The organism is Bacillus sp. 41-22, assembly GCF_025809295.1.
GTDB classification, from domain to species: domain Bacteria; phylum Bacillota; class Bacilli; order Bacillales; family Bacillaceae_G; genus Bacillus_A; species Bacillus_A mycoides.
Genome location: NZ_CP084035.1, coordinates 3,895,713 through 3,920,537, shown reverse-complemented (window position 1 = coordinate 3,920,537; position 24,825 = coordinate 3,895,713). Strand labels below are relative to the sequence as shown.

Annotated in this window: 27 protein-coding genes, 2 pseudogenes and 2 riboswitches; of the genes and pseudogenes, 17 read left to right on the top strand and 12 right to left on the bottom strand. The window is 34.8% G+C overall.

Features of this window, described 5'->3' with window-relative positions; all coding sequences use genetic code 11:
• Window positions 1–174: 174 nt before the first annotated feature.
• The 5 genes from LCF45_RS19920 to LCF45_RS19900 all read right to left on the bottom strand — a co-directional run bounded on the left by LCF45_RS19920 (window position 175) and on the right by LCF45_RS19900 (window position 4,613).
• Complete coding sequence (locus LCF45_RS19920; protein ID WP_002128927.1) at window positions 175–687, bottom strand: 1,2-dihydroxy-3-keto-5-methylthiopentene dioxygenase; 513 nt, start codon at window positions 685–687, stop codon at window positions 175–177.
• Window positions 665–1,303: a methylthioribulose 1-phosphate dehydratase gene (locus LCF45_RS19915; protein WP_002128926.1), complete on the bottom strand. Its 639-nt coding sequence runs from the start codon at window positions 1,301–1,303 to the stop codon at window positions 665–667. Before LCF45_RS19915 ends, LCF45_RS19920 begins: the two co-directional genes overlap by 23 nt.
• Window positions 1,300–1,959 carry a 2-hydroxy-3-keto-5-methylthiopentenyl-1-phosphate phosphatase gene (locus tag LCF45_RS19910; protein ID WP_002128925.1) on the bottom strand — a complete coding sequence of 220 codons (660 nt, stop codon included), beginning with the start codon at window positions 1,957–1,959 and terminating at the stop codon, window positions 1,300–1,302. Before LCF45_RS19910 ends, LCF45_RS19915 begins: the two co-directional genes overlap by 4 nt.
• On the bottom strand, window positions 1,956–3,200 hold the full coding sequence (gene mtnW, locus LCF45_RS19905; RefSeq protein WP_002128924.1) for a 2,3-diketo-5-methylthiopentyl-1-phosphate enolase: 1,245 nt from the start codon (window positions 3,198–3,200) through the stop codon (window positions 1,956–1,958). Before mtnW ends, LCF45_RS19910 begins: the two co-directional genes overlap by 4 nt.
• A gap of 64 nt (window positions 3,201–3,264) precedes the next feature.
• Window positions 3,265–3,370: riboswitch (SAM riboswitch) on the bottom strand.
• A 52-nt stretch (window positions 3,371–3,422) separates the two neighbouring features.
• Window positions 3,423–4,613, bottom strand: a complete 1,191-nt coding sequence (locus LCF45_RS19900) for a pyridoxal phosphate-dependent aminotransferase (RefSeq protein ID WP_002128923.1) — start codon at window positions 4,611–4,613, stop codon at window positions 3,423–3,425.
• A gap of 14 nt (window positions 4,614–4,627) precedes the next feature.
• Here LCF45_RS19900 and LCF45_RS19895 point away from each other — a divergent pair, with 14 nt between their 5' ends.
• The 4 genes from LCF45_RS19895 (at window position 4,628) to LCF45_RS19880 (ending at window position 8,450) form a co-directional block, all read left to right on the top strand.
• Window positions 4,628–5,491 (top strand): carbon-nitrogen family hydrolase, encoded by an 864-nt coding sequence (locus LCF45_RS19895; RefSeq protein WP_002131202.1) that lies wholly within the window; start codon window positions 4,628–4,630, stop codon window positions 5,489–5,491.
• Window positions 5,492–5,562: 71 nt separating this feature from the next.
• Window positions 5,563–5,703, top strand: a riboswitch (SAM riboswitch).
• A gap of 88 nt (window positions 5,704–5,791) precedes the next feature.
• Window positions 5,792–6,970 (top strand): S-methyl-5-thioribose kinase, encoded by a 1,179-nt coding sequence (gene mtnK / locus LCF45_RS19890; RefSeq protein ID WP_002131201.1) that lies wholly within the window; start codon window positions 5,792–5,794, stop codon window positions 6,968–6,970.
• Entirely contained in the window at window positions 6,967–8,022 is a 1,056-nt protein-coding gene (mtnA, locus tag LCF45_RS19885) for an S-methyl-5-thioribose-1-phosphate isomerase (RefSeq protein WP_263893331.1), read from the top strand. Before mtnK ends, mtnA begins: the two co-directional genes overlap by 4 nt.
• 290 nt (window positions 8,023–8,312) lie before the next feature.
• On the top strand, window positions 8,313–8,450 hold the full coding sequence (locus LCF45_RS19880; protein ID WP_002014881.1) for a YvrJ family protein: 138 nt from the start codon (window positions 8,313–8,315) through the stop codon (window positions 8,448–8,450).
• A gap of 150 nt (window positions 8,451–8,600) precedes the next feature.
• Here the strand turns inward: LCF45_RS19880 and LCF45_RS19875 are convergent, their stop codons facing one another.
• Window positions 8,601–9,377 carry a 3-hydroxybutyrate dehydrogenase gene (locus LCF45_RS19875; RefSeq protein ID WP_002128918.1) on the bottom strand — a complete coding sequence of 259 codons (777 nt, stop codon included), beginning with the start codon at window positions 9,375–9,377 and terminating at the stop codon, window positions 8,601–8,603.
• A gap of 196 nt (window positions 9,378–9,573) precedes the next feature.
• On the opposite strand from LCF45_RS19875, the gene LCF45_RS19870 reads away from it, so the two are divergent.
• From LCF45_RS19870 to LCF45_RS19855, 4 genes and pseudogenes are all read left to right on the top strand, one after another.
• Complete coding sequence (locus LCF45_RS19870) at window positions 9,574–9,906, top strand: PadR family transcriptional regulator (RefSeq protein ID WP_002014879.1); 333 nt, start codon at window positions 9,574–9,576, stop codon at window positions 9,904–9,906.
• A complete protein-coding gene (locus LCF45_RS19865) occupies window positions 9,906–10,661 on the top strand; it encodes a DUF1129 domain-containing protein (protein WP_263893329.1) in 756 nt (251 codons plus the stop codon). Before LCF45_RS19870 ends, LCF45_RS19865 begins: the two co-directional genes overlap by 1 nt.
• A 13-nt stretch (window positions 10,662–10,674) precedes the next feature.
• Window positions 10,675–11,436 (top strand): DUF1129 domain-containing protein, encoded by a 762-nt coding sequence (locus LCF45_RS19860; RefSeq protein WP_016120762.1) that lies wholly within the window; start codon window positions 10,675–10,677, stop codon window positions 11,434–11,436.
• A 51-nt stretch (window positions 11,437–11,487) separates the two neighbouring features.
• Window positions 11,488–11,780, top strand: a pseudogene (locus tag LCF45_RS19855) (DNA-binding protein).
• Window positions 11,781–11,795: 15 nt separating this feature from the next.
• On the opposite strand, the gene LCF45_RS19850 reads toward LCF45_RS19855, so the two are convergent.
• The gene (locus LCF45_RS19850; RefSeq protein WP_002167734.1) at window positions 11,796–12,413 is read right to left on the bottom strand and encodes an ImmA/IrrE family metallo-endopeptidase; all 618 of its coding nucleotides are present in this window, start codon (window positions 12,411–12,413) and stop codon (window positions 11,796–11,798) included.
• A gap of 177 nt (window positions 12,414–12,590) precedes the next feature.
• Between LCF45_RS19850 and LCF45_RS19845 the strand changes: the two genes are divergently transcribed.
• The 3 genes from LCF45_RS19845 (at window position 12,591) to LCF45_RS19835 (ending at window position 14,910) form a co-directional block, all read left to right on the top strand.
• Window positions 12,591–12,884, top strand: a complete 294-nt coding sequence (locus LCF45_RS19845; RefSeq protein ID WP_002088390.1) for a DUF3928 family protein — start codon at window positions 12,591–12,593, stop codon at window positions 12,882–12,884.
• Window positions 12,885–13,145: 261 nt separating this feature from the next.
• The gene (locus LCF45_RS19840; protein ID WP_012261633.1) at window positions 13,146–13,595 is read left to right on the top strand and encodes an NUDIX hydrolase; all 450 of its coding nucleotides are present in this window, start codon (window positions 13,146–13,148) and stop codon (window positions 13,593–13,595) included.
• Window positions 13,596–13,734: 139 nt separating this feature from the next.
• Window positions 13,735–14,910 carry an acetyl-CoA C-acetyltransferase gene (locus tag LCF45_RS19835; RefSeq protein ID WP_002128911.1) on the top strand — a complete coding sequence of 392 codons (1,176 nt, stop codon included), beginning with the start codon at window positions 13,735–13,737 and terminating at the stop codon, window positions 14,908–14,910.
• A gap of 29 nt (window positions 14,911–14,939) precedes the next feature.
• Here LCF45_RS19835 and LCF45_RS19830 read toward each other — a convergent pair whose 3' ends face one another.
• Window positions 14,940–15,665: an AAA family ATPase gene (locus LCF45_RS19830; protein WP_002088384.1), complete on the bottom strand. Its 726-nt coding sequence runs from the start codon at window positions 15,663–15,665 to the stop codon at window positions 14,940–14,942.
• A 10-nt stretch (window positions 15,666–15,675) separates the two neighbouring features.
• Window positions 15,676–15,934, bottom strand: a pseudogene (locus tag LCF45_RS27075) (hypothetical protein).
• A gap of 148 nt (window positions 15,935–16,082) precedes the next feature.
• On the opposite strand from LCF45_RS27075, the gene LCF45_RS19825 reads away from it, so the two are divergent.
• Window positions 16,083–16,811, top strand: a complete 729-nt coding sequence (locus LCF45_RS19825) for a DUF4184 family protein (RefSeq protein ID WP_263893327.1) — start codon at window positions 16,083–16,085, stop codon at window positions 16,809–16,811.
• 36 nt (window positions 16,812–16,847) lie between these two features.
• On the top strand, window positions 16,848–17,606 hold the full coding sequence (locus tag LCF45_RS19820) for a hypothetical protein (protein ID WP_002128908.1): 759 nt from the start codon (window positions 16,848–16,850) through the stop codon (window positions 17,604–17,606).
• Between the two features lie 44 nt (window positions 17,607–17,650).
• Here the strand turns inward: LCF45_RS19820 and LCF45_RS19815 are convergent, their stop codons facing one another.
• The gene (locus tag LCF45_RS19815; RefSeq protein ID WP_002128907.1) at window positions 17,651–18,082 is read right to left on the bottom strand and encodes a DUF3997 domain-containing protein; all 432 of its coding nucleotides are present in this window, start codon (window positions 18,080–18,082) and stop codon (window positions 17,651–17,653) included.
• Window positions 18,083–18,213: 131 nt separating this feature from the next.
• Here LCF45_RS19815 and LCF45_RS19810 point away from each other — a divergent pair, with 131 nt between their 5' ends.
• From LCF45_RS19810 to LCF45_RS19800, 3 genes are all read left to right on the top strand, one after another.
• On the top strand, window positions 18,214–18,669 hold the full coding sequence (locus LCF45_RS19810) for an RDD family protein (protein WP_002138152.1): 456 nt from the start codon (window positions 18,214–18,216) through the stop codon (window positions 18,667–18,669).
• Window positions 18,670–18,939: 270 nt separating this feature from the next.
• A complete protein-coding gene (locus tag LCF45_RS19805) occupies window positions 18,940–19,038 on the top strand; it encodes a hypothetical protein (protein WP_002128904.1) in 99 nt (32 codons plus the stop codon).
• Between the two features lie 65 nt (window positions 19,039–19,103).
• Window positions 19,104–19,613: an SDR family NAD(P)-dependent oxidoreductase gene (locus LCF45_RS19800; RefSeq protein WP_002066937.1), complete on the top strand. Its 510-nt coding sequence runs from the start codon at window positions 19,104–19,106 to the stop codon at window positions 19,611–19,613.
• A gap of 69 nt (window positions 19,614–19,682) precedes the next feature.
• Here the strand turns inward: LCF45_RS19800 and LCF45_RS19795 are convergent, their stop codons facing one another.
• Window positions 19,683–20,783 (bottom strand): ABC transporter ATP-binding protein, encoded by a 1,101-nt coding sequence (locus tag LCF45_RS19795; RefSeq protein ID WP_002128903.1) that lies wholly within the window; start codon window positions 20,781–20,783, stop codon window positions 19,683–19,685.
• Window positions 20,784–21,061: 278 nt separating this feature from the next.
• Here LCF45_RS19795 and LCF45_RS19790 point away from each other — a divergent pair, with 278 nt between their 5' ends.
• Window positions 21,062–22,738, top strand: a complete 1,677-nt coding sequence (locus tag LCF45_RS19790; RefSeq protein ID WP_139358482.1) for a glycoside hydrolase family 13 protein — start codon at window positions 21,062–21,064, stop codon at window positions 22,736–22,738.
• Between the two features lie 38 nt (window positions 22,739–22,776).
• Here the strand turns inward: LCF45_RS19790 and LCF45_RS19785 are convergent, their stop codons facing one another.
• Window positions 22,777–24,537, bottom strand: a complete 1,761-nt coding sequence (locus LCF45_RS19785) for an alpha-glycosidase (RefSeq protein WP_002128901.1) — start codon at window positions 24,535–24,537, stop codon at window positions 22,777–22,779.
• Between the last annotated feature and the right edge of the window lie 288 nt (window positions 24,538–24,825).

Genomic DNA, 24,825 nt, shown 5'->3' with positions numbered 1-24,825 from the left:
GTGATTCGAGATATTTGATTTAAACAAACGAAAGGGAAAAATCATTTTAGTAAATAAAAAATCAGGCTTACTTCAATGTTATGAAATAAGCCTGGTCCATAGGAGGATGTATATATGTAGAGTGAATAAAAGGTTGGAAAAGGGGTTCCAAGTTCTTTTATTCAACTAGCTACCTTAATAAATTGGAACCCAACCTTCTGTTGTAACAAAAATACGAATAGCTACAACTTGGCGATCATCTTGTAAGGTGAAATAGTGTCTTGCATTTTCAGGCACAGATATAAGATCACCAGGCTCGAGTTCAACGTCAAAGAATCGACCATCTTTTCCTTCAATAGCGAAGATGCCATGACCGCTGACAATAAAGCGAACTTCATCGTCAGTATGATGGTGTTCTTTTTGGAAATTAATTAATAACTCGTCAAGGTTAGGTGTGCTATTTGAAAGTGAAATCACATCATATGCTTTATAACCTCTGCGCTCTGAAACATCAGCAATTTCTTTTGAAAACAACGTTAATATTTCAGCTTTGTTTTCATCTGTTAAGGAGTAATTTTCTTTTAAATGAGTAGGAAGTTTAGAAATATTCCATTTCTCATATAAAACATCTTCTCCTTGTAGAAAGTTTGATACTGCTACTTCATTTTCAATACGAGTATTTTCCTCATGAATACGAATTTGCGCCATTAGAAACGCCTCCTTGAATTGATAATAATTTTATATGAAATTGGAATAAAAACTCATAAGCTTCTAATCTTTTTTTTGCATCAAAGCTATCACGGCCCCATACGGTAATGCCATGGTTTCGAATTAATACTGCTCCTGAATCTCCTTGTATATGCTTTCGGAATTTCTCTCCAAGCGTCGGGATATGAGCATCATTTTCGATAATAGGAATGTTAATCGTTGCACCTTCTTCCCAAATATCAAGAGCTTTAATAATCTCTTGATTTTGAAGGGTGACTGCATCACTATACAAATTTGTGATGACATTGTTATCAGTTGTATGAACATGAAGTACGCACCCGGCGTTCGTATTGTTATAAATATGTGTATGCAATATTGTTTCTGCCGAAGGGCGTAACTCAGTTTCTAAAACGGGAACTCCTTGATGATTTACTAATAAAAAATCATCTGGAGTGGTTTTGGTTTTATCTTTGCCACTTGCTGTAATAAGAAAAGTAAGGGGATCATGACTGACTTTTATAGAAATATTTCCACTCGTTGCTGGAAACCAATTCCGAGTTGTTAATTCTTTTTTAATTTCACTTAAGTCATACCATTGACGAAAAAGTTGTTTCATAATTTCACCTCCAACAAATGTTTTAGTTCAGCTAGAACATCGTGAAATGTTTCAAACGGTGTATAAGCAATACGATTTTCTTCACACTTTGTAATAAGGAAGTCACGGGCGAATACTTTATCTGCTTGTTTTGTTGCTTGTAAATCAGTAATAGAATCTCCAATCACAATATGAAAATCATCTTTAGAGCTTAGTTTACGAATTAATGATGATTTACAGAGACCACAACTATGCTGACATTGCTCGTCACAAGGGTGCGGCCATTTCACTTCAACAAATTCTCCTGAAAAGTCAGTTGCATTACAATAAATTTGTTCTTTAGGGATTATTTCTTGTAAGAGTGGATAGACGAAGAAATCCATTCCACCTGATATAACGTAAAAGGAAATGTTATTTTCATTAATGAATTGTATGAATTCATGAAAACCTGTACGGATTTCAGCAGTTTCTTGTAAAAACTGAATAATATCATCGTGTAGATTAATAGGTATTAATCGAAATAATTGAGAAACACCTTCTTGAATAGAAAGTTCTTGCGATAAAATTTTTTGCTTTATTTCCTCTGCTTCTGGTGGTGCGAATTTTTCCATAATGGACATGATATTATCGTTATTTGTAATCGTACCATCGAAATCACAAAATACTTGAATACTCATAATTTCACCTCATGAGAAGGATTTCCCCATATTTGTAGTGCGCTATGCAAATTTATTTCATCCACTTCATGGAGTGGTTTACCTTGTAAAGTAGCTTCAATTGCAGCACGGAAAGCTTTGCCACCACCTTGAGCTCCATTTGGATGCCCATGAATCCCGCCGCCGGCATTAATAACAACATCCTTACCAAAATCTCGTAAAATAAAGGGAACGAAACCAGGATGAATTCCAGCAGATGGAACAGAAAAACTTTTCTTGAAATAGTGGTCTTCCTCAGTTAATGCTTCTGTAATGAGAAGAGCTTCCTCTTTTTCTAATGCAACGTTGCCGTATGGTGATGGGAATAAAGAGAAATCAGCACCAGCGTAACGTAGTAATTTTCCAAGTAGTAATGGAGAAGAGAAACCGTATAGTTTCGATGATGAATATGCGCCACTTACAGCAGGGTGTGCCATAATAGGAATTGGAATTTCATCGTCTTCTACAAGTGCTTGCAGTACATCTAATCCATAAGAAAATACATTAAATAAAAGAATGTCTGCTCCAGCTATCACCGCACGTTTCGCGTTTTCTTTTAAATCATAAGTTCGACCTGTTAAGTTTACTGCGTATAAAGTTTTATGCCCGTAAGTTTCGTATACAGATTGTAAAACTTCTTTCCCAGATTCAATTCTTTTTATAAGTGGTGTTAATGAGTTTTCGAATAAAATTTCATCATCTTTTACAATATCTACGCCTCCAATTGCCTGATCGCGTAGTTGAGTTTTTAAATATCCAATATTCCGTCCTATCATCCCTTTGAAAATACTCATTAGAAGAGGTCGATCTTGAACTTGTAAAAGGTTTCGGATGCCTTCAATTCCAAATTTTGGTCCAGGGAACTGTTTCTTTAATTCGTCTGAGAATGTTAAATCAATTAGTTTAATTTCTCCATCTAACGAAAGTTTTCCAAATGTTGTTGTCAAAATGGCTGGTAAGTCAGGGCTAAAGTTCAGCGATGGATAATGAATTTTAATGAGTCCACGTGATACTTTTTTGCCGAGGTAAGAGTTAATATGTTCTTGTTCGTCTAACGCTTCAATATGAATGACATTACCTTTATGTTGTTTTAATTGTTCTTGTAATAAGTGTGGTAAATGAGTCCATGAACCAATTGTTAAACCGATTGCAATTTGTTCTGCTTTCTTTTCTAAGTTGTGAGAATCATCGTGGATTAAATATGTCGCTATAATTCCGCTCATTGTTATACCCTCCTAGTTAAATAAAAAAACCTCTCAGCTAAGGAGAGGTTTTTTTACAACCAGCTCCTTATCTGTCAGCGTAACGCTGCGAGAATTAGCACCGTGTCTACAATTGTAGATCGGTTGCCGGGTTTCGTCGGGCTCGTCCCTCCACCTGCTCTTGATAAGAAGTATTTAGAAATGTTTTAATTTTTAAGATAACTGAATTTTGTCAGATATTTTTTATGTTGTCAATGACTTTTTGAAAAAATTTAATTTATCAATTCGATTAATTGCTTCTCGTAATCTATCTTCTGTATGCAAGAGACCAACACGGACATACCCTTCGCCGTGCTCACCAAATCCAACACCAGGAGCAACTGCAACGTGTGCTTTTTCTAGTAAAATGTCAGAAAATTGCTCAGATGTATATCCTTTTGGAACAGGAAGCCATGCAAAGAATGATCCTGTTGGAATGTTTACTTTCCAACCAATTGAGTGACAAGCTGAAATAAGAGCATTTCTCCGAGATTCATAACTATTAACAAGATCTACCACACAAGACTGCGAGCCTAATAGTGCTTCGCGGGCAGCATCTTGAACTGCACCAAAAATACTAACATACATATGATCTTGCAATAGGTTAATAGTTTCGATGACACTTTCATTTCCTACTGCAAAAGCAATACGCCATCCAGCCATATTGAAAGTTTTCGATAAAGTGTAAATCTCAATACCTGTATCTTTAGCGCCGTCTGCTTGCAAGAAACTAACAGGCTTTTGACCATCGAATCCGATAGCACCGTAAGCAAAATCGTGAACAACTAATATATTATGTTTATTAGCAAAATGAATGGTTGCATCAAAAAAATCTTTTGATGCAGTAGCGCCGGTAGGGTTATTTGGATAGTTTAAAAACATTAACTTTGCTCGCTCCGCAACAGAGTCATCAATTTTTGTATAATCCGGTAAAAAATTATTTTCTGCAATAAGCGGCATTGTTTCAAATTGTGCTTTTGCTAAAGCAACTCCTGATAAATAATCTGGATAGCCTGGATCTGGAACGAGAATAGTATCACCAGGGTTTGTAAAACAAACTGGTAATTCTACTAATCCAGCCTTTCCGCCAAACAAAATAGCAACTTCAGTTTTTGGATTTACTACTACATCATATTCACGTTGATAGAATGTTGCCACGGCTTCTTTTAAGCTTTCGTGTCCGCGAAATGGCGGATATTTATGATGAATGGTCTTTTCAGCAGCATCTTGTAAAGCTTTAACGATATGCTGCGGTGTTGGTTGATCTGGATTACCTTGACCTAGATTAATAACATCGTGACCAGCTGCAACGACTTTGTTAACTTTTGCAACAAGTGAAGCGAAAAATTGTGTTGGCAATGATGTTACTATCTCAGAAGGTTGAAATAATTTCATACTTTCCACCTCTTTTGAAAGTTGTTACAATTCTAGTGACAAATGATATAATCTTTCCAGTATTTTGTAAAGAAAAAAATGAGAATGGGGCTGAAAAAATGAAAGTCGCATGTATTCAAATGGATATTGTCTTTGGAGATGTAGAAAAAAATATTGAGAACGCTAAAAAAAAAATAAGTGAAGCGATGAAAGAAAGACCAGATGTTATCGTCTTACCAGAACTCTGGACAACAGGATATGATTTAACGAGACTTTCTGAAATTGCAGATACGGATGGATTAGAAACGAAAGAAAAGTTGAAAGAATGGTCGAAGCAATATGGTGTACATATTGTTGGTGGTTCCATAGCAAAGCAAACAGAGCAAGGGGTTACAAATACAATGTATGTTGTAAACAATGAAGGGAATCTAGTCAATGAATATAGTAAAGTACATTTATTTCAGCTGATGGATGAACATAAATATTTAGTTGCTGGTAATGAGACAGGTGAATTTAAGTTAGATGATGTAGAGTGTGCTGGTACAATTTGTTATGATATTCGTTTTCCAGAGTGGATGCGCGTTCATACTGCTAAAGGTGCAAAAGTTTTATTTGTTGTAGCAGAATGGCCATTAGTACGTTTAGCACATTGGCGTTTGCTTTTACAGGCGAGAGCAGTTGAAAATCAGTGTTATGTTGTTGCGTGCAATAGAGCAGGAAAGGATCCGAATAATGAGTTTGCAGGTCATTCTCTAATTGTGGATCCTTGGGGTGAAGTTGTGGTAGAGGCAAATGAAGAGGAATCAATTTTATTTGGAGAACTTAAATTCGAGAAAATTAAAGAGGTACGTAAAGGAATTCCAGTTTTTGCAGATCGTCGTCCAGAATTATACAAATAAAATGTTGACAAGTGATTTTTATTCTTGGTATAGTCTTCATCATAAAGTTAAAAATTCTAAAAATTATAAAACTCTTATCAAGAGCAGGTGGAGGGATTTGGCCCGATGAAGCCCAGCAACCGACCGTAATACCATTGTGAAATGGGGCGTTTATGACGCCAAAAGGCACGGTGCTAATTCCAGCAGAAAGTAAACTTTCTGGCAGATAAGAGGGGAGAAGATAAACTTCAAACCTCTTTCTTTGTGGAAAGGGGTTTTTCTATTTTAGAAAAACCTCTGAATGAAAAGGAGGAGAAGACGATGGGATATTATTCATTAACTGAAACAACAGCTATACAATATGCGAAAGAACACGGTTATTTTGAAAAGAAAGCAAATGTAGTTTGTCATGAAATTGGAGATGGAAATTTAAATTACGTGTTCAAATTAGATGATGGAGAGAAGTCTATTATAATAAAACAAGCACTGCCATATGCGAAAGTAGTTGGTGAGAGCTGGCCACTGTCTATAAAAAGAGCGACGATTGAAAGTAAAGCATTACAAATTTTTGCGAAGTATGTGCCAGATTATGTTCCGGTAGTGTACAGTCATGATGAAGAGTTAGCAGTTACAGTAATAGAAGACTTATCAAGACTAACAATTACAAGAAAAGGATTAATAGATGGAGAAGGATATCCACTTTTATCCCAGCATATCGGTCGTTTTCTAGCACATGTTTTGTTTTATACTTCAGATTTCGGTTTACAGTCAGAAGAGAAAAGGGTACTAGAAGGTACATTTGTAAATCCAGACCTTAGTAAAATTACAGAAGATTTAGTTTTTACGGATCCATTTGGACATTATGATACGAATGATTATGAGTCAGATTTACAGTCAGTGATTGATGAACTTTGGAGTGACAAAACTTTAAAACTAAAAGTAGCACAATATAAATATAAGTTTTTAACGAGAAAAGAAGCGCTTATTCATGGTGATTTACATACTGGTAGTATTTTTTCATCACCTTCTGAAACGAAAGTGATCGATCCAGAATTTGCAACGTACGGTCCATTTGGGTTTGATATCGGTCAATTTATTGCAAATCTATTATTAAATGCTTTATCTAGAGAAGAAGAAAAGAGAAGTGTACTATTTTTCCATATAGAAAAGACATGGAGTTATTTTGTAGAAAACTTTACGAAGTTATGGATTGGAGAAGGTGTAGAAGCATATACGAAAGAAAAACAATGGTTACCAATTATTTTGCAAAATATCTTTACTGATGCCGTCGGATTTGCCGGATGTGAACTGATTCGTAGAACAATTGGCTTAGCTCATGTAGCGGATTTAGATGGGATAGCAAATAAAGAAAATAGAATTCAAGCTAAAAAACAAGCGTTATCCTTAGGTAGAGAACTAATAAAATATGAAGCCAAGGGTGCTGATATTCAACTGTTTCGAACATTATTTCAACAGACAGTTGGAGGCGTAAAAGCATGAGTACAATTATTACTATTCCGAGATCTGTAAGTTGGAAAGGCGATGGAATTGCAGTATTAAATCAAACAAAGTTGCCGCATGTCACTGAATACAAAACATTAACGAATATTGAAGATGTATGGAAAAGTATCATTATGTTAGAAGTACGAGGAGCGCCTGCAATTGGAATTGTAGCTGCGTTTGGTTTGGCGCTTGCGGCAAAGAAATACGATGCTATAAATATCTATGAGTTTCAGAAGAAGTTTAATAGAGATTGTAACTATTTAGGAACATCACGCCCGACAGCAGTCAATTTATTTTGGGCAATCGATCGTATGAGAGAATCTATTCGAGAGATTACTACAATAAAAGAAGCTCAAAAAATATTAGAAGAAGAAGCGCTTCATATTCAGCAAGAGGATGAAATGGTGTGCCGAAGTATTGGAGAACATGCTTTAACATGTTTTAAAGACGGTGATAAAATTTTAACAATTTGTAACGCTGGAAGTATTGCAACTGCTAGATATGGAACAGCATTAGCCCCATTTTATATTGGGAAAGAGAAGGGTGTGCGTTTACATGCGTATACGTGTGAAACGAGGCCGGTTTTACAAGGTGGCCGTTTAACGACATGGGAATTGAAACAAGCAGACATTGATGTAACGCTTATTACGGATAATACTGCAGCACATGCAATTCGAACGAAAGAAATTAATGCGATTATCGTAGGGGCAGATCGAATCGTTGAAAACGGTGATACTGCTAATAAAATAGGAACATTAAATTTAGCTATATTAGCAAAGTATTTCGGTATCCCATTTTACGTTGCAGCACCGTTATCTACATTTGATACTACGAAACAAACAGGTGCTGAAATTGTCATTGAAGAAAGAGATGAAACAGAAGTTACGAAAATTTTTGGGAAACAAGTGGCGCCACTTGGAACGCCTGTATTTAACCCTGCATTTGATGTAACACCGCGTGAATTAATTACGGGGATTATTACTGAGAAAGGTATTTTACGTGGAGATTATAAGCAAAAAATTACATCATTATTTGAAAAAATAAGCTAACTGCTCAGTCGCTATATAAAAAAACGGTAGAAGAGCATGTTTTTAAATGGTCGAGAGGGACTGGCTATGTATAGGAGCGGTAAGTGCCTGTTCCTACCACGCGCAACGTTTTAAAACAAAGAAAGGTAGCAAGGTGTAGGACCATTTGTATCTTCATGGTAGCAATCTATATGCTGAAAAATGAAATGTATGGCTGAGTAGTTAAAAAACAAGCTAATAAAAAATAGCTTGTTTTTTATGCCTTAAGTCTTCGTTTCCTCTTATTTATGTAATGAAGGGAGGAGAGAAAGATGGAAGAGTGGATCGGGATGATAGGTAATGTGGGCTTTCCAATTGTTGTAACGCTATATTTACTACATCGCATTGAAAGTAAATTAGACGGAGTGATTGTAGCAATTGAGAAGCTCCCTAAACAATTACTAAAGTAGGAAGATCCTCGCGATAGAAAGTAAAATAAAGTTTGCTCGCGAAGAGCAAACTTTATTTTTTATCCTGCATTAACGGGCAGTAAAAGCCCGATTGGTGAAGGCTAATAATTAGTGGGGATGAACAAAACCCCCACTGATTAAAGTTTCACTTTATTGAGCAGTATAACCACCATCGATAACGACAGCTTGACCAGTTATACCTTTTGCTTTTTCACTCGCTAAAAACATAGCATAATCAGCAATTTCTTGTACTTGTAGCAAACGCTTCTGTGGTACAAGAGGATAAATGACATCTTCTAAAACATTTTCAAGTGGTACATTTCGCGTAGTTGCTAAGTCTTGTAGTTGATTTCGTACAAGAGGGGTATCAACATATCCGGGACAAAGAGCATTTACAGTAATTCCATGAGTTGCTCCCTCTAAAGCAGCAACTTTTGTTAATCCAATTACACCATGTTTCGCACTATTATAGGCAGCTTTTCCAGCGAATCCAACAAGTCCGTTAATCGAAGCAACATTAATAATACGACCATATTTTTGCTTTTTCATAATCGGAAAGGCATGTTTGATGGCGATAAATGGAGCGATTTGCATAATTTTAATAAGAAGCTCGAATTTATCAGTTGGAAAATCTTCAATCGGTGAAACATGTTGCATTCCTGCGTTGTTAATTAATACATCTAATGAACCGAAATGACGAACTGTTTGAGAAAGTGCTGCTGTAATTTCTTCTTCAGATGTAACGTCACATTTTAAACCAATGGCTTGATAGCCTTCTTTTTGCAATTGTTCAGCAGCTTCTTTTGCACGATCTTCAAGGCGATCACTAATGACAACTTTCGCACCTTCTTTTGCGAAAGCACTTCCCATTTCATAACCAATACCGCTCGCAGCACCTGTTAAAAAGACAACTCGATTTGTAACCATGATGAAAAACACTCCTTCATAATAAAAGTTCTCTTATTGCTCTATTTAGAGAGGTGATAATAAAATCCCTGCAAACATTTGGAAAAATATCTTTAGCTATCTTGTTTTGCAAAATAGTCTCTGCTATACTATTTTGTAAAGCAAGGTACTTACGCTTATCTATCTTGTAAAACAAGATAGCAGGAGGATTTCAATTATGTCGACAAGTCAAATGCTGAAAGGGATTTTAGAAGGATGCTTACTTGCTATTATTTCTGAAGGTGAAATATACGGTTATGAAATGAGTGAAAGATTAGCGAAGTATGGTTTTACAATGGCGAGTGAGGGAAGTATTTATCCGTTATTAATACGAATGCAAAAGGAAGGGTTAATAACAAGTGTAATGAAGGAATCTCCATCTGGCCCAAAGCGAAAATATTATACATTAACAGAAAAAGGCGAGGAAGCACTGGATGAATTTATGGATCGCTGGGAAGCGATGCAAAGTAGTGTAGAGCGTCTACTTGAAGGGAAGGGGAGAAAAAAATAATGTTATCAAATGAAGCGCGAAATTTTTTATTAGATATGAGATTATTTTTAACTGCAAAGAGTGTGAAAGAAAGCGATATTGAAAGCTTTTTAGAAGATGCAGAGTTGCATTTAATAGAAGGTGAGGGTGAAGGGAAAAGTGTAGAAGATATTTTCGGAAGTTCACCGAAAGAATATGCGAATGAACTTGTAAAAGTGATGGAAAGGGATAGAAAGGAAAATTGGAAGCAAATTGGTTTTACGGTAATGAATATCGTATCGTTTTGGTTTATTACTTCTATCTTAATAGTGAATAACGGAATTCTACAGATTTCACTTATTCAGTGCATTGGCTATAGCTTTACATTGATCGTAGCTGTAATGGGTCCAAATTTTCTGCTTCGTAAAATGACATTTGTAACAAGTTTTACAAAAACGTGGTTTTTAGTCATGATTGCGCCAATGTTTTTATTAGGAGCAGTTCCGATATTAGATATGATATATCCTACAACGATGTTTACGTTGACTCTAGTCCAAAGTTATATATTAGCTGGAGGGATCTTTATCCTCACGGTAGCTATAAATATATATTTTGAAGGATGGTTTAAAAATTTATATTTAATTATTCCGCTTTCTATTATGTTAGTTTTTAAAACGTTCACATCGGAAGATCTCGTGCCAATGTTATTTCAAATTATATGTTTATACGGAAGTTTGTTTATTTTAATCTTCCTTGAAATTATGATGAAGGCGAATAGAAAAGAAACGGTTAATTAAGGGAGGGATTCTAATGCAAGTTTCTAAAGAAGGAGAAAAGTTTTTAATCGATACGAAAGTGTATTTAATTACGAAGGGAATTAAAGAAGAAGATGTAGATGCTTTTCTAGAGGATGCAGAGCTACATTTAATAGAAGGTGAGAAAAAAGGAAAGACGGTAAGTGATATATTTGGTGATTCGCCAAAAGAATATGCAGAAGAATTAGCGAATGAGATGGAGAAGGATAAAGGCGGGAGTATAAAGACTATTTTAGGAATGATAATTGGGATAGGTGGATATTGGTTACTTACAAATATTTTATTTGAAAGTCCGAATCATGAACTTACATTAACGAATGTACAATTGATTGGGTACCCAATTGTTTTAATGATAACTATTGTGGCTATTATTTTTGCTTTTAAGATGTCATCATTTAAAAGCAAAATAAAAGAATTTAGCATTATTTATGTAGCAGCTTTGCTACCAATTTTATTACTAGTATTATTAATGTTTATGAATAAATGGTATGGGACACCTGTATTGCAATTAACTACTATGCAAAGTTATATACTAGCTGGAATTGTCTTATTAGTGTTGTTAATTGGTGAAGCTTTTATACTTGGATGGATTGGAATATTAGCTGTTATCGTACCGCTATTAATTATGTTTGTATTTAAAGAATTAGGGAAGCAAAACCCATATTGGGGAATACTAGAGCCTTTACTTCTGTACGGAAGTTTGTATGTATTAATGCGATGGTCTTTGAAAAATGAGGAGAAAAAAACTGTAAGCTAGCTTTATATTAATAGTGCACGAACTGAATTTTTTATTAAGGGGGGAACAAATATGCAAAGTATATTTCTAGGTATATTGTCTATTATATTTTTAGGTTTAACGATTTTTGGGCTATATACTACCTTTTCGAAAAAGGTACATGATGACTATTTCGATACTTTATTAGATGACACATCGGGTTATGTTTTGTTCTTCGGTTTAATAGGAAAAGGGCTGCTCTGGATATACAAAAAATTATTTCCAAAGAAATACTATATTTTGATTTTTAGAAGGATTATGCTTAGGTGTATAGTGTATCCTTTGCAGCCGAAAACTGGTTTGTTGATTTGAATATATTGTTTTAAACAGTAACAATATCGTTACTGTTTTTTTCTTTGTAATAAAGGACTTTGTAAAGAGAGCGCTTTTTGTTCATTTGTTAATAATGAATTGATGTGAACGTTATTAGGGCTAGGGACTATAGGGTACATAAGGTTCGATGGTGAATGGTGATGTTCAGAACCGGTTGGAGAGTGGGGATCTGCGTGCGTAAGTTTTCCATGAATTCGTCTTGTAAATAAAATATGACCAATTTCGTGAGCGAGGGTGTATATATTTTTCATTGGAGCAGCTGAGTTTGTTAAAACGATGTAACCAGTAAGTTGTTGTTGTTTCGCTAGAGAGTAAGCGCAAGCGATTACTGCGGTTTCTTTGAAATAATCACTACCAATATAACAAATATAAAGGTCGCATTCAGGAGCTTCGTTAACACAAGTTTGAAAAAAAGATGATAATTTTTCCTGACTTTGAATGGAGTTTTTATAACTAATTTCCCGATTACAAAAACGGAAAAGCTCGTTTAGTACAATTACTTCTTTAATTTTAAATGTAATGGGATGCCAAATTGATTCTGCAACTGCTAAATCTTTTGCAATACGGTCGTCAGAAATATCGGCGCCTGGAGTAATGCAAACACATATATTAACGTATGAATTCATAAGGAACACCTCAAATGAAAAAATTCTTTCTATAATATATGTGGGGGAAAGGTCCTATGTATGGATAAACGCCTTGTTTATTACACGAATATATAGACTATAAGTCGAAAAAATTTCATAGTTCTATAACGTAGTATGGTCTGCTTTTTGATATAGTAAAGAAAAGGGGGAGAATATATGTATACATTAAAAATCGTTTCAGACAGAGAAGCTCTGTATCAATTTGCGAGCTATGTAAGAGTTGTGCAAGGGGTTGAAGATGTATATGTGGAGGTGGGAGAACCTTTATATGAACATCCATTAATGAAGTTTTATGTACATATTACAATTGAAGAAACATATGATCAGCATAAAGCATTGCAAGAAATAGCTAGGTTAGTAGAATTAGGGCGTTTTACATATGTCCATTATCATAATGAGGAAATTGAAGAAGCTTTTGAAGTTGTAAAATACGAAAGCTTTAAGAAATAAAGTGAAACTTTAATCAGTGGGGGCTTTGTTCATCGCCCACTGATTATCAGCCCTCACCAATAGGGCTTTTATGGGCAGCCCGATCCCCACCTAACTTCTTTACTTTCGCTGAATTTTGAGGTAGGGGTCTTACCGCCCGCAAATAGCAGGATAACGGTAAAAAAAGGAAGTGGAAGCTTCCTTTTTTATTGAAAATTACAGCAACAAAAGAAAGAGAATTTTGTTATGATAAGGAAGGGTGAGGAAAGGGGAGTTTACATATTGGGGTATATTGAAGAGTTACGCAAAGTAGTTGGTACGAGACCACTTATTTTAGTAGGATCAGCAATTATTATATTAAATGATAATCAAGAAGTATTGCTTCAATATCGTTCAGATACATATGATTGGGGCGTACCTGGTGGGGCAATGGAACTGGGAGAAACGACAGAAGAAACTGCTCGTAGAGAATTATTCGAGGAGACGGGACTAAACGCGAAAATTATGCAATTTCTTGGCGTTCTTTCAGGAAAGGAAGTTTATTTCCGTTATCCAAATGGAGATGAAATTTTTAATGTGATTCATCTGTATCAGGCACATCATGTAAGCGGAGAATTAAAGCTCGATCATGAAGGGTTAGAACTTCAATATTTTCCAGTAGATAAGTTACCAAAATTGAATGAAACGACAGAGAAGATATTACAAAAATTCTTATACGCATTGACAGAATAGAAGGTTAATTCCTTCTATTTTTATTATATTAAATATTTTGATTTTTTGGTATGTTTATAGTATGATAATTTTAGACATACAACTTATGGAATTTCACCTACAAACTTACTAGGGTACATAAGAGAGGGGCAAGTACAAAATGCATAATGTTGTCATTACAGCTGCAGTTCGTTCACCAATTGGAACTTTCGGAGGAGCACTAAAAAATATAACACCAGTAGAATTAGCTGTTCCTGTACTTCAGGAAGCTGTAAAAAGAGGCGGAGTAGAGCCACATGAAGTTGATGAAGTAATTTTAGGTCATTGTATTCAAAGAACTGATGAAGCAAATACGGCAAGAACAGCTGCATTAGCGGCAGGATTTCCTGACACAGTTACTGGTTATACAATTCAACGTCAATGTTCTTCAGGTATGCAAGCAATTATGTCTGCTGCAATGCAAATCCAATTAGGTGTAAGTGATATTGTTGTTGCAGGTGGAGTAGAAGCAATGAGCTCGAGCCCTTATGCATTAAAACAACACCGCTGGGGACAACGTCTACAGCACGGAGAAATTCGTGATACGGTGTGGGAAGTTTTAGAAGATCCGATTCACCATATTATGATGGGTGAAACAGCGGAAAATTTAGTTGAACAATATGAAATTACAAGAGAGGAACAAGATGAAGTTGCGCTTCGTAGTCATACATTAGCGTTGCAAGCGATGGAGTCTGGATACTTTGACGATCAAATTGTTCCTATTACAATAAAAGAACGTAGAAAAGAAGTTGTATTTGCGAAGGATGAACATCCACGTGCAGATATTACAGCTGAAAAATTAGCAGGATTAAAACCAGCTTTCCGTAAAGACGGATCAGTAACTGCAGGGAATTCATCTGGTCTTAATGACGGAAGTGCAGTTCTAGTATTAATGAGCGAAGAAAAAGCAAAAGAAAAAGGCTTACAACCGTTAGCTCGAATTGTTGGATACTCAGTAGCGGGTGTAGATCCGAAAATTATGGGTATTGGACCAGCACCAGCAATTCGTAAAGGATTAGAAAAAGTAGATTGGTCATTAGAAGATGCAGATTTACTTGAAATTAATGAAGCTTTCGCTGCACAATATTTAGCTGTAGAGAAAGAGTTAGGGTTAGACCGTGAGAAAGTGAATGTAAACGGTAGTGGTGTAGGACTTGGACATCCAATTGGTTGTACAGGAGCTCGTATTACGGTAAGTTTAATTCACGAATTAAAAAGACGTGGATTAGAGAAAGGTATTGCCTCTCTATGCGTTGGAGGCGGTATTGGAGTAGCTTTATTTATAGAAGCATTATAAAAAAGAGGCAGCGATTGCTGCCTCTTTTTTTATGACTCAAATAAGTGATGAAATAATCGATCGCGATTTTCAAAGAAAAGTTTTGTTGTTTGGTAATGCTCCGTTTCTTCTAATGTCGATTCGTGAATCCCCTCTTGAGTTAAAGAGTATATAGTAGATTCAGGATAAGCCATTAAAATGGGAGAATGCGTCGCGATAACAAATTGTGAACCTTGTTCAGCTAGTTCGTGCATGCGAATGAGCATTGAAAGTTGTCTCATCGGGGATAAAGCTGCCTCAGGCTCATCTAAAATGTATAAACCTTGTCCTGAAAAACGATTCATAAATAATGAGAAGAATGATTCGCCGTGTGATTGTTCGTGAAGTGAAACGCCGCCGTAAGATTTTATAGCATCTATTTCATCGATATAAGAAGCAACGTTATAAAATGATTCAGCGCGAAGAAAGAAACCGTCGTTTGGTGTATTGAAACTTTTTGAAATTCGAAGGTATTCATGTAAAGATGAATGGGAATCGTTTGTGCTAAATCGGAAATTTTTTGTTCCACCTTCTGCATTAAAACCTAAAGCCACTGCAATTCCTTCGAGTAATGTTGATTTACCTGTTCCATTCTCTCCAATAATGAATGTTACATTTGGGTGGAAAGCTAGTGATTGTAAAGTTCGAATAGCGGGTAGACAGTAAGGGTATGCGGAAAAGCTAGGGATATTTTCTTTTTTTAATGTGACATTTTTTAAAAAGGGTACGTCAATCAATATATAAACCTCAATTCATAACGGATTTTGATTCTAAAAAAGCGGCAAATACTAATGTAAGACAACTTGCTAATAGTATTATATATTGAAGTGCGCCAAAACCGAGACCTTCCCAGCCGAAAGCCATTCTCTTTCCTATAAAAATGATAAGAACGTTCATAAATCCATATATATTTTATAATTTTGTAGTACTTCCATATAAAGAATCCGATGTATGTACTTAAAAACAATATAAACAAAACAAGAAAAAAGACAAGTGTTAATGACACGTGAACACTTCCTTATTTTCTGAATATTTTATGTGGATTATAACACGTAAACTATCATATTCCAATGTGAAAATAAACATTGCATCAAGATTAATTCTCTCGTTATGATAGATGGTATTCTATTAGAAATATGAAGAGGAGTATTAATATGCCGTTTACATTCGCACATCCAGCAGCTGTTCTCCCTTTTGCTAAGAAACATTCTAGTTATATTTCGGTGACGGCTCTTATATTGGGTAGTATGGCACCTGATTTTGAATATTTTTTATATTTTAGGCCATACGGTATTATTGGCCATACATGGGTTGGTTTCTTCTATTTGAATTTACCACTCGTTTTTTTATTAGCATATGCATATCATTTTATTTTAAAAGGACCATTTATAACACATTTACCTAAGCCTTTTGCTAGTTACTATAAATATGTAGTAGATGCGAAGTGGGGGCTGTATACTTGGAAGGATTTTTTTGTATTTTGCTATTCTGCTTTATTCGGTATGGTGACGCATGTCGTTTGGGATGCTTTTACTCATAAGACAGGCTATTTTGTTATGGAAATGCCGCTGTTACAGCAAGAAGTATATAGTATTCCAATTTATAAATTTTCACAGCATGGGAGTACATGTTTTGGTCTACTATTACTAATATATGTACTATGGAAATATAGGAGGGAAACTGATCAAGATACTAGTTTAACTGCGGAAAAAAAGAAATATTGGGCTTCATCTATCGTTGTGGCGGCCATTATATTTATCGTTCACGCGTTATTAGACCCCTATTTTCATATTTTCCAAATAGGAGGTATAATAGTATCTGGACTGACAAGTTCGTTTTGTGGACTTCTTATTGTTTCTATAGTTTACAAATCAAGGGACTAATTTATATTAATGAATGATAGTGTTAGGAGAAATTAAATGATGAAAGCATGGAAAAGTATTTTTGTTTTATGCAGTTTTCTTCTTATGTTAAGTGGTTGCTTCCAGCAAGAAGAAAAGAAGGCAGAACCTAAAAAGAAAGAATCTATTCCAGAAACAAAAGAGTATGGTGGGCGTGAGCTTAAAAAAGTAGGACAAAAAGTGAAAGAAAAAGGGTGGGGGACATTTGAATTAGAACAGATTCATTCTGTGAATCAGACATTTGAAGTAGCCCCAATGAAAATTCACGTACAAGATGTTAAAGTTATCTCATTATCACAAATGAGCAAAGAGGCAAAAAATACATTGAAAGTGTATACTGCATTAACTCCTGAAGAAGTAAAGCGTAGATTGGGAGATAAAGTGAGTCAAGAAGATGCTGAATTATATGCATCGTTAAGTGGAACAGAGATTAGCGATACGATTCGGTATGTTGAAATTACATATAAGGTAGAGAATAGTGGAGATAAGAACATGCAATTTTTCTCTATGAATGGTGTTGCTATAAATGACAAACAACATTTTAATGTAGCGACTCAAAACTTTTTATATGATGAAGATACGCTCGTTGGTACAAAGAGTGTTTCAAGGGAAGATTATAGGCCTGGTGAGACACGAGAAGGAATTATCGGTTTAATACTTGATGATGGAAAAGAAAAAGTAAAGGATATTAAGTTTACGACAGATGATTTAGCAGCAGGAGACACAAATGAAGCTGTTAAAGAACCGCAAACTTTTAATATTTCACTCTCTAAATAAAGTGTCTTTATAATAATTTAAGCAAAAACAGTCAGCATAAAAAGTTATGCTGACTGTTTTTTTAGCTCTTTCACATATGAATCTACACTTTGAAAAGGCACTGTAATTTTAAAAGCATCTTTTTGCTCGTTAAATTGTTTTTCATTATAAGGACCAAATCGTTTATTATGCTTTACATCGATAATCCAATAATGTTCAATTTTTTTATTTGTAATTGCTGCGTCAGGATTGTTTGGATCTGATTTTTCCTCAATTTGCTTTGTGATAATGTATTTATCGTCCCAAGCAATTTCTGTAATTTTTGCAGGGATGTATTGTGTAGCATATACAGCATCCTGCGATGGGAAAAGTTCAAATGCATCTCCAGAAGTATGTATGAGTTCATATTCATCGTTAATTGTATAGGTTAAATGGTTTGTATTGCCTGTGCAACCTGTTAATAAGAGTGCGGCAAATAGGATTATCCATCTTTTCAATATGGGAACCTCCTTTATAATGCTGTTGTAACACATTGTACAAGAAAAGTAAGCGAAACGCCAGTTTACAATGTTTTTTAGAAGTGGTACGATGAAACGGGTAAAGAAGGATATGAAGGAGTCGACACAAAATGAAGTTAAAGATGCATCGTCCAGCGCTTGTAATGAATCGCATAGGTGCTTCCCTTATTGACATGTTTTTAATCTCGGTTACGTACGGTGCAGTAGTAGCTATTATTACAGGAAACTATAGTGCTATTTTTAATCGTTTTAATATAAGTTTAGGTGACTATAGATATGACCTTACACTTGTTTTCGTATTAATGGCTATAAATTTTATTCTGTTACCTTTTCTTTGGAACGGTTCTACACTTGGTAAAAAGGTAACAAGAACAAAAATAATCTCGTTAACAAGTGAAAAACTAACGTTACAAACATTAATAATACGATTTTTGGTATTATTATTACCAAGCATATTATTACTTGGAGTTCCATTAATATGCAATGTATATATGATGTTATTCCGCAAAGATAATTGTGGCTTCCATGATTTAATTGCAAAGACAAAAGTGATGAGTCTTGTATAATTAATATTTAGAGTATACGTGCTACTAATGAAATAAGACTTTTTATTGTTTGTATATAAAAAGTCTTATTTTTAATTTCATGAAAAATTCCATAAATGGAATTGATATAGGGCGGATATTTCCTATATAATACCCTCCATATTATTGATGGATGTTTAAAGAAGCTGTAGCTAATTCAAACATCCTATTTTCGTTTTGAATAGATTGAAAATTGAGAGAATTATATAATGGGTATAAATAATATCGTTATATAACAAAGGGGGATTTGGAATGACTGGAGGTAGCTTAATATTTTGGGGAATTCTTATTTTTATTGGTTTAACCTTCGATCAATATAATAGTAAGAAAAAAAAAGAAACAAAAAAGTAATCGCTTACAAGCTGTAGAGTGAACTTTTCCTGCTTGCAGACTAATCTAATAAAGGAGTATACTGAATGACGGTAAGACTTATAGAAGGGGTAATGAAAATGAAGCTTGCAGGAAAGGTTGCCATTGTAACTGGTGGTGGCATCGGTATTGGACGTAGTACAGCTCTTTTGTTGGCTAAGCAAGGCGCAAAAGTAATTGTGACGGACATTGATCAAGAAAGTGGACAAGCAACAGCTGAGGAAATTACGGATTTAGGCGGAGAAGCACTTTTTGTATCCTACGATATGGGGAAACAAGGAGATTGGCAACGTGTTATTAGTTTTGCTATGGAGGCATACAGTCGTATTGATATGCTTTTTCAAAATGCTGGTCTATATAAAATAGATTCTATTTTTTCTCGCCAACAAGAGAACGATTCCAATGTACTTTGTATTAATGACGTTTGGATAGAGATAAAACAATTAACGTCATCTTTTATGAAACAGCAAGAAGAAGTGGTGCTTAGTGATTTACCTGTTTTTGGTATTATTAGCACGAGAGGACAATCATTTCATACAATAGAAGCCCTAGTATAATAATGGAAAACCGCCCCCAGTATATATGTGGACGGTTTTTTTGTATGTTCTATTATAGAACTTTATTTTTTAACGAATACGTTGTTCGGTTTGGCTATCAAAGAAATGTGCTTTATTCATATCAAAAGCAAGTTTAATTTGGTCACCAGGTGAAAAAGTATGTCTTGCATCAACACGTGCTGCAAAATCTTGATTTCCAAGTTTCATATATAAAATGGATTCAGCCCCTAACAACTCTGCAACTTCAATTTTTGTTGTGAAAGTAGTAGATTGTGAAGCTTCTAAAAATAATAGTTCATCATGAATATCTTCTGGACGAATACCTAAAACAATTTCTTTATTTACATAGCCTTGTTCGCGTAATAACTTCATTTTTCCTTCAGATACTTTAAACTTTAGTGAACTGTCTATAACGAAATCGGTTTCAGTTAATTTTCCACGGAAGAAATTCATTGCGGGTGAGCCGATAAAACCACCAACGAAAATATTTTCAGGTGTTTCATATACTTCTTTTGGAGTTCCAATTTGTTGGATTTTGCCGTCTTTCATAACAACAAGGCGTGAAGCCATTGTCATTGCCTCAGTTTGATCATGTGTTACATAAATTGTCGTTGTGCCAAGGCGGTGGTGTAATTTAGAAATTTCTGATCGCATTGCAACACGTAGTTTAGCGTCTAAGTTTGATAATGGTTCATCCATTAAGAAGACTTTTGCGTCTCGAACAATTGCTCTACCTAATGCAACACGTTGACGTTGTCCACCGGATAAAGCTTTCGGTTTTCTATCTAAATATTGTTCAAGCCCTAAAATTTGAGCTGCATGTTTCACTCGACGGTCGATTTCATCTTTCGGTATTTTTCGAAGTTTTAATCCAAATGCCATATTATCATACACACTCATATGTGGATAAAGAGCGTAGTTTTGGAAGACCATTGCGATATCTCGATCTTTTGGAGGAACATCGTTCATTAGCTTACCATCAATTGAAAATTCTCCTTTTGAAATATCTTCAAGTCCAGCTACCATTCGTAGTGTTGTAGATTTTCCGCATCCAGAAGGACCAACGAATACGATAAATTCTTTATCTTGAATGTGTAAGTTAAAATCTGTTACGGCTGTTACGTTATTATCATATATTTTATAAATATTTTCTAATTTAAGTTCTGCCATGATATTTCCCCCTAGAAAGTTTATGCAAACGTTTTCTTTGAATTTATTATAAACGAATAGATTCAAAAAAGAAATAAAAACACTATAAAAAAATAAAACGTTTTCATTATCCCTATGAATATATAATAAGTTCCACATGTTTTATTAGAAAAAGAAAATAAATATTGTAAGCGCTATTTTAAATTTGGATAGAATCTGTTATCATTCAGTAATGAAAACGTTTGCGCCTTGAAAAAAAGAAAAAAGAATCAATAGTATAGATGAAATGGGGTAGCATAATGGGAAAACAATGGTGGAAAGAAAGTGTAGTATATCAAATTTATCCTCGTAGTTTTATGGATAGTAATGGTGATGGTATAGGTGATCTTCGTGGTATTCTTGCGAAGCTAGACTACTTAAAAGAATTAGGTATTGATGTAATTTGGTTATCACCAGTCTATGAATCTCCAAACGATGATAATGGTTACGATATAAGTGATTATTGTAAAATTATGAACGAGTTCGGAACAATGGAAGATTGGGATGAACTATTACATGAAATGCATAAACGTAATATGAAACTTATGATGGACTTAGTTGTTAATCATACTTCAGATGAACATAATTGGTTTATTGAATCATGTAAATCGAAAGATAATAAATATAGAGACTATTATATATGGCGCCCTGGAAAAGAAGGGAAAGAGCCGAATAACTGGGGAGCAGCATTTAGTGGATCTGCATGGCAATATGATGAAATGACAGATGAATATTATTTGCATCTGTTTTCTAAAAAACAGCCAGATTTAAACTGGGATAATGAAAAGGTAAGACAAGATGTTTATGACATGATGAAGTTTTGGTTAGAAAAAGGAATTGATGGGTTCCGTATGGATGTTATTAATTTTATTTCTAAAGAAGATGGCTTACCATCTGTTGAAACGGATGAAGAAGGATATGTTTCAGGGCATAAACATTTTATGAACGGTCCGAATATTCATAAGTATTTGCATGAAATGAATGAAGACGTATTGTCTCAGTATGACATTATGACGGTTGGGGAAATGCCTGGTGTAACGACAGAAGAGGCTAAATTGTATACAGGGGAAGCTAGAAAAGAACTGCAAATGGTATTCCAATTTGAACATATGGATTTAGATTCCGGAGAAGGCGGGAAATGGGATGTAAAACGATGCTCACTTCTTACTTTGAAACAAAATTTAACAAAGTGGCAAAAAGCATTAGAACAAACAGGATGGAATAGCCTTTATTGGAATAACCATGACCAGCCTCGCGTTGTATCTCGTTTTGGTAATGATGGAGCTTATCATACTGAATCAGCAAAAATGTTAGCGACAGTACTTCATATGATGAAAGGGACACCATATATTTATCAAGGAGAAGAAATCGGAATGACCAATGTTCGATTTGAATCAATTGATGAATACCGAGATATTGAAACACTAAATATGTATAAAGAAAAAGTTATAGAGCGCGGCGAAGATATAGATAAAGTGATGCAGTCTATATATATAAAGGGCCGAGATAATGCTAGAACTCCGATGCAGTGGGATGATAGAGAACATGCTGGATTCACAACGGGTGAGCCTTGGATTGCGGTAAATCCTAACTACAAAGAGATTAATGTGAAACAGGCAATCCAAGATGAAGAATCAATTTTTTATTACTATAAAAAATTGATTGAATTACGTAAAAACAATGAAATAGTTGTGTATGGAACATATGATTTAATATTAGAAAATAACCCTTCTATTTTTGCTTATGTAAGAACATATGGAGAAGAAAAGCTTCTGGTGATTGCAAACTTTACTGCAGATGAATGTGTATTTGAATTGCCTGAGGACATTATTTATAGTGAAGCAGAGTTATTAATACATAATTATGATGTAGAAAATGTATTGATAGAAAACATTACATTACGACCGTATGAAGCAATGGTATTTAAATTGAAATAAGAAAAGCCTTATGCCACCCTGGCATAAGGCTTTTACTATTACCATTTTAAAATAGAGAATCCATACGGTGGAAGTGTAACTTGTAATACACTTGCTTCCGCTGAAAATTCTTCGTTTGTATAAATGTTAATTATTTTCTTCCTGGTAATATGAAGAGGGAGTGAAGTTGTAACTTCACTGTTAGTAGGATTTAAAACGAAAAAGATAGTTTCATCTTCATATGTTTTTGTATAAGAAATATAATTATGTTCATCATTTGCCTCAATGAATTGAAAAGTACCATTTCCTCCAAATGCTTTATGTTGTTTCCGTAATGAAATTAATGTTTGTATATGTGTAAATAAAAGAGTATCTTGTTCTTTTTCATCCCATATCATACATTTGCGGCAGTCAGGATCCATTCCACCATCCATACCGATTTCATCGCCGTAATAAATACAAGGAGAACCGATGAAAGAAAGGTGAAATACATAGAGTAACTTTAACTTATTTTTATCCCCGTTACATGTTGCTAAAATTCTAGGTGTGTCATGACTGTCTAATAAATGAAATGCCGCTTCATTTACATTCATAGAGTAGGAATGTAGAGAATCGGTAATTTGTTTCATAAATTCACTTGCATGAATGGATTCGTTAGCAAAGTAAGAAAGTAGAGCGTTTGTAACAGGATAGCTCATTACAGCATCAAATTGGTCACCTTGTAGCCATGGGAGTGCATCGTGCCAAATTTCACCTAAAATATATACTTCAGGATTTAATGCTTTTATTTCACTTCGGAATTCTCTCCAAAAACTGTGATCGACTTCATTTGCTACATCAAGGCGCCAACCGTCTATATTGAATTCTCTTACCCAATAACGCCCTACTTCAAGTAAATATTCTTTTACATCTGGGTGTGCTGTATTTAATTTAGGCATATACGGTGTAAATGCGAAAGTATCATAATTGGGAAGTGGCTCGGTTATAATTGGAAATTCATGAATATGGAACCAATCTTTATAGGCGGAATTTTCACCTTGTTCCAGCACGTCTTGAAATTTATCAAAGAAGTACCCGCTATGATTAAAAACAGCGTCGAGCATTACTTTTATACCATGTTTATGACACTCCTGAACGAGTTCTTTGAAAGTTTCTTTCGTCCCAAATTGTGGATCGATTTCCATGTAATCAATTGTGTCATATTTATGATTCGAATGAGCTTTGAAAATAGGAGTGAAATATATTCCGGAAATTCCAAGCTTCACAAGGTAATCAAGGTTTTGAATAATACCAGCAAAATCTCCGCCGAAAAAATTAGTTGGAGTTGGTTCGGTACTTCCCCAAGGGAGGGTGTTTGCTGGATTTAATGTGTTATCCCCGTTAGCGAATCGTTCCGGGAAAATTTGATACCATACTGTGTCTTTAATCCAGGATGGTGCCCTGAAAACGTCTTTTGCATGAACAAATGGAAAGCAGAAAAAGTTACCGACATCGTCATTTGGGATATTAGAAAAAAATCCTCGTTCTGTATAAATAAAAGTTTCTACGTCGTTTTTTAATTCGAATCCATAACGTAAGCGTTTAAATTTTGGTTTGATTGAAACGGACCAATAATCAAATAACTCAGTAGATCCAGTTTTTTTCATCGGTGTACTCGCTGTAATCCATTTCCCGTCCTGCCATTCGTACGGGTCACCGTAGATGAGAGCGGCGTTGTGAACATCATCTCTTTTTGTGTGTATTCGGATGTGAATTGTTTTTTCGTCGTAAGCGTATGCATAATTATCTTTTGGCCTATGATAGATCGCTTCTTTAAGCATATAGAAAATCCCCCTTTAATATCTCTATACATATAGTTCCCTTAAACGAAATAATAAAGATTATGTTGCAAACGATTGCCTTCCACATAACTTTAATATTGCTTATAAGAGTAGTATTCATTTTATGTAAAGTCAATGAATAAAGAGTATGATAAGATTATTTTGAAAATTAATATTTGCAAAATGAATAAAAGGATGTATAATGATAGACAAATAGCGCAAACGTTTTCATAGATTTAGATATTGTTTGCGCTTCTATTAAACAATCAAATGCAAACGTTTTCAATT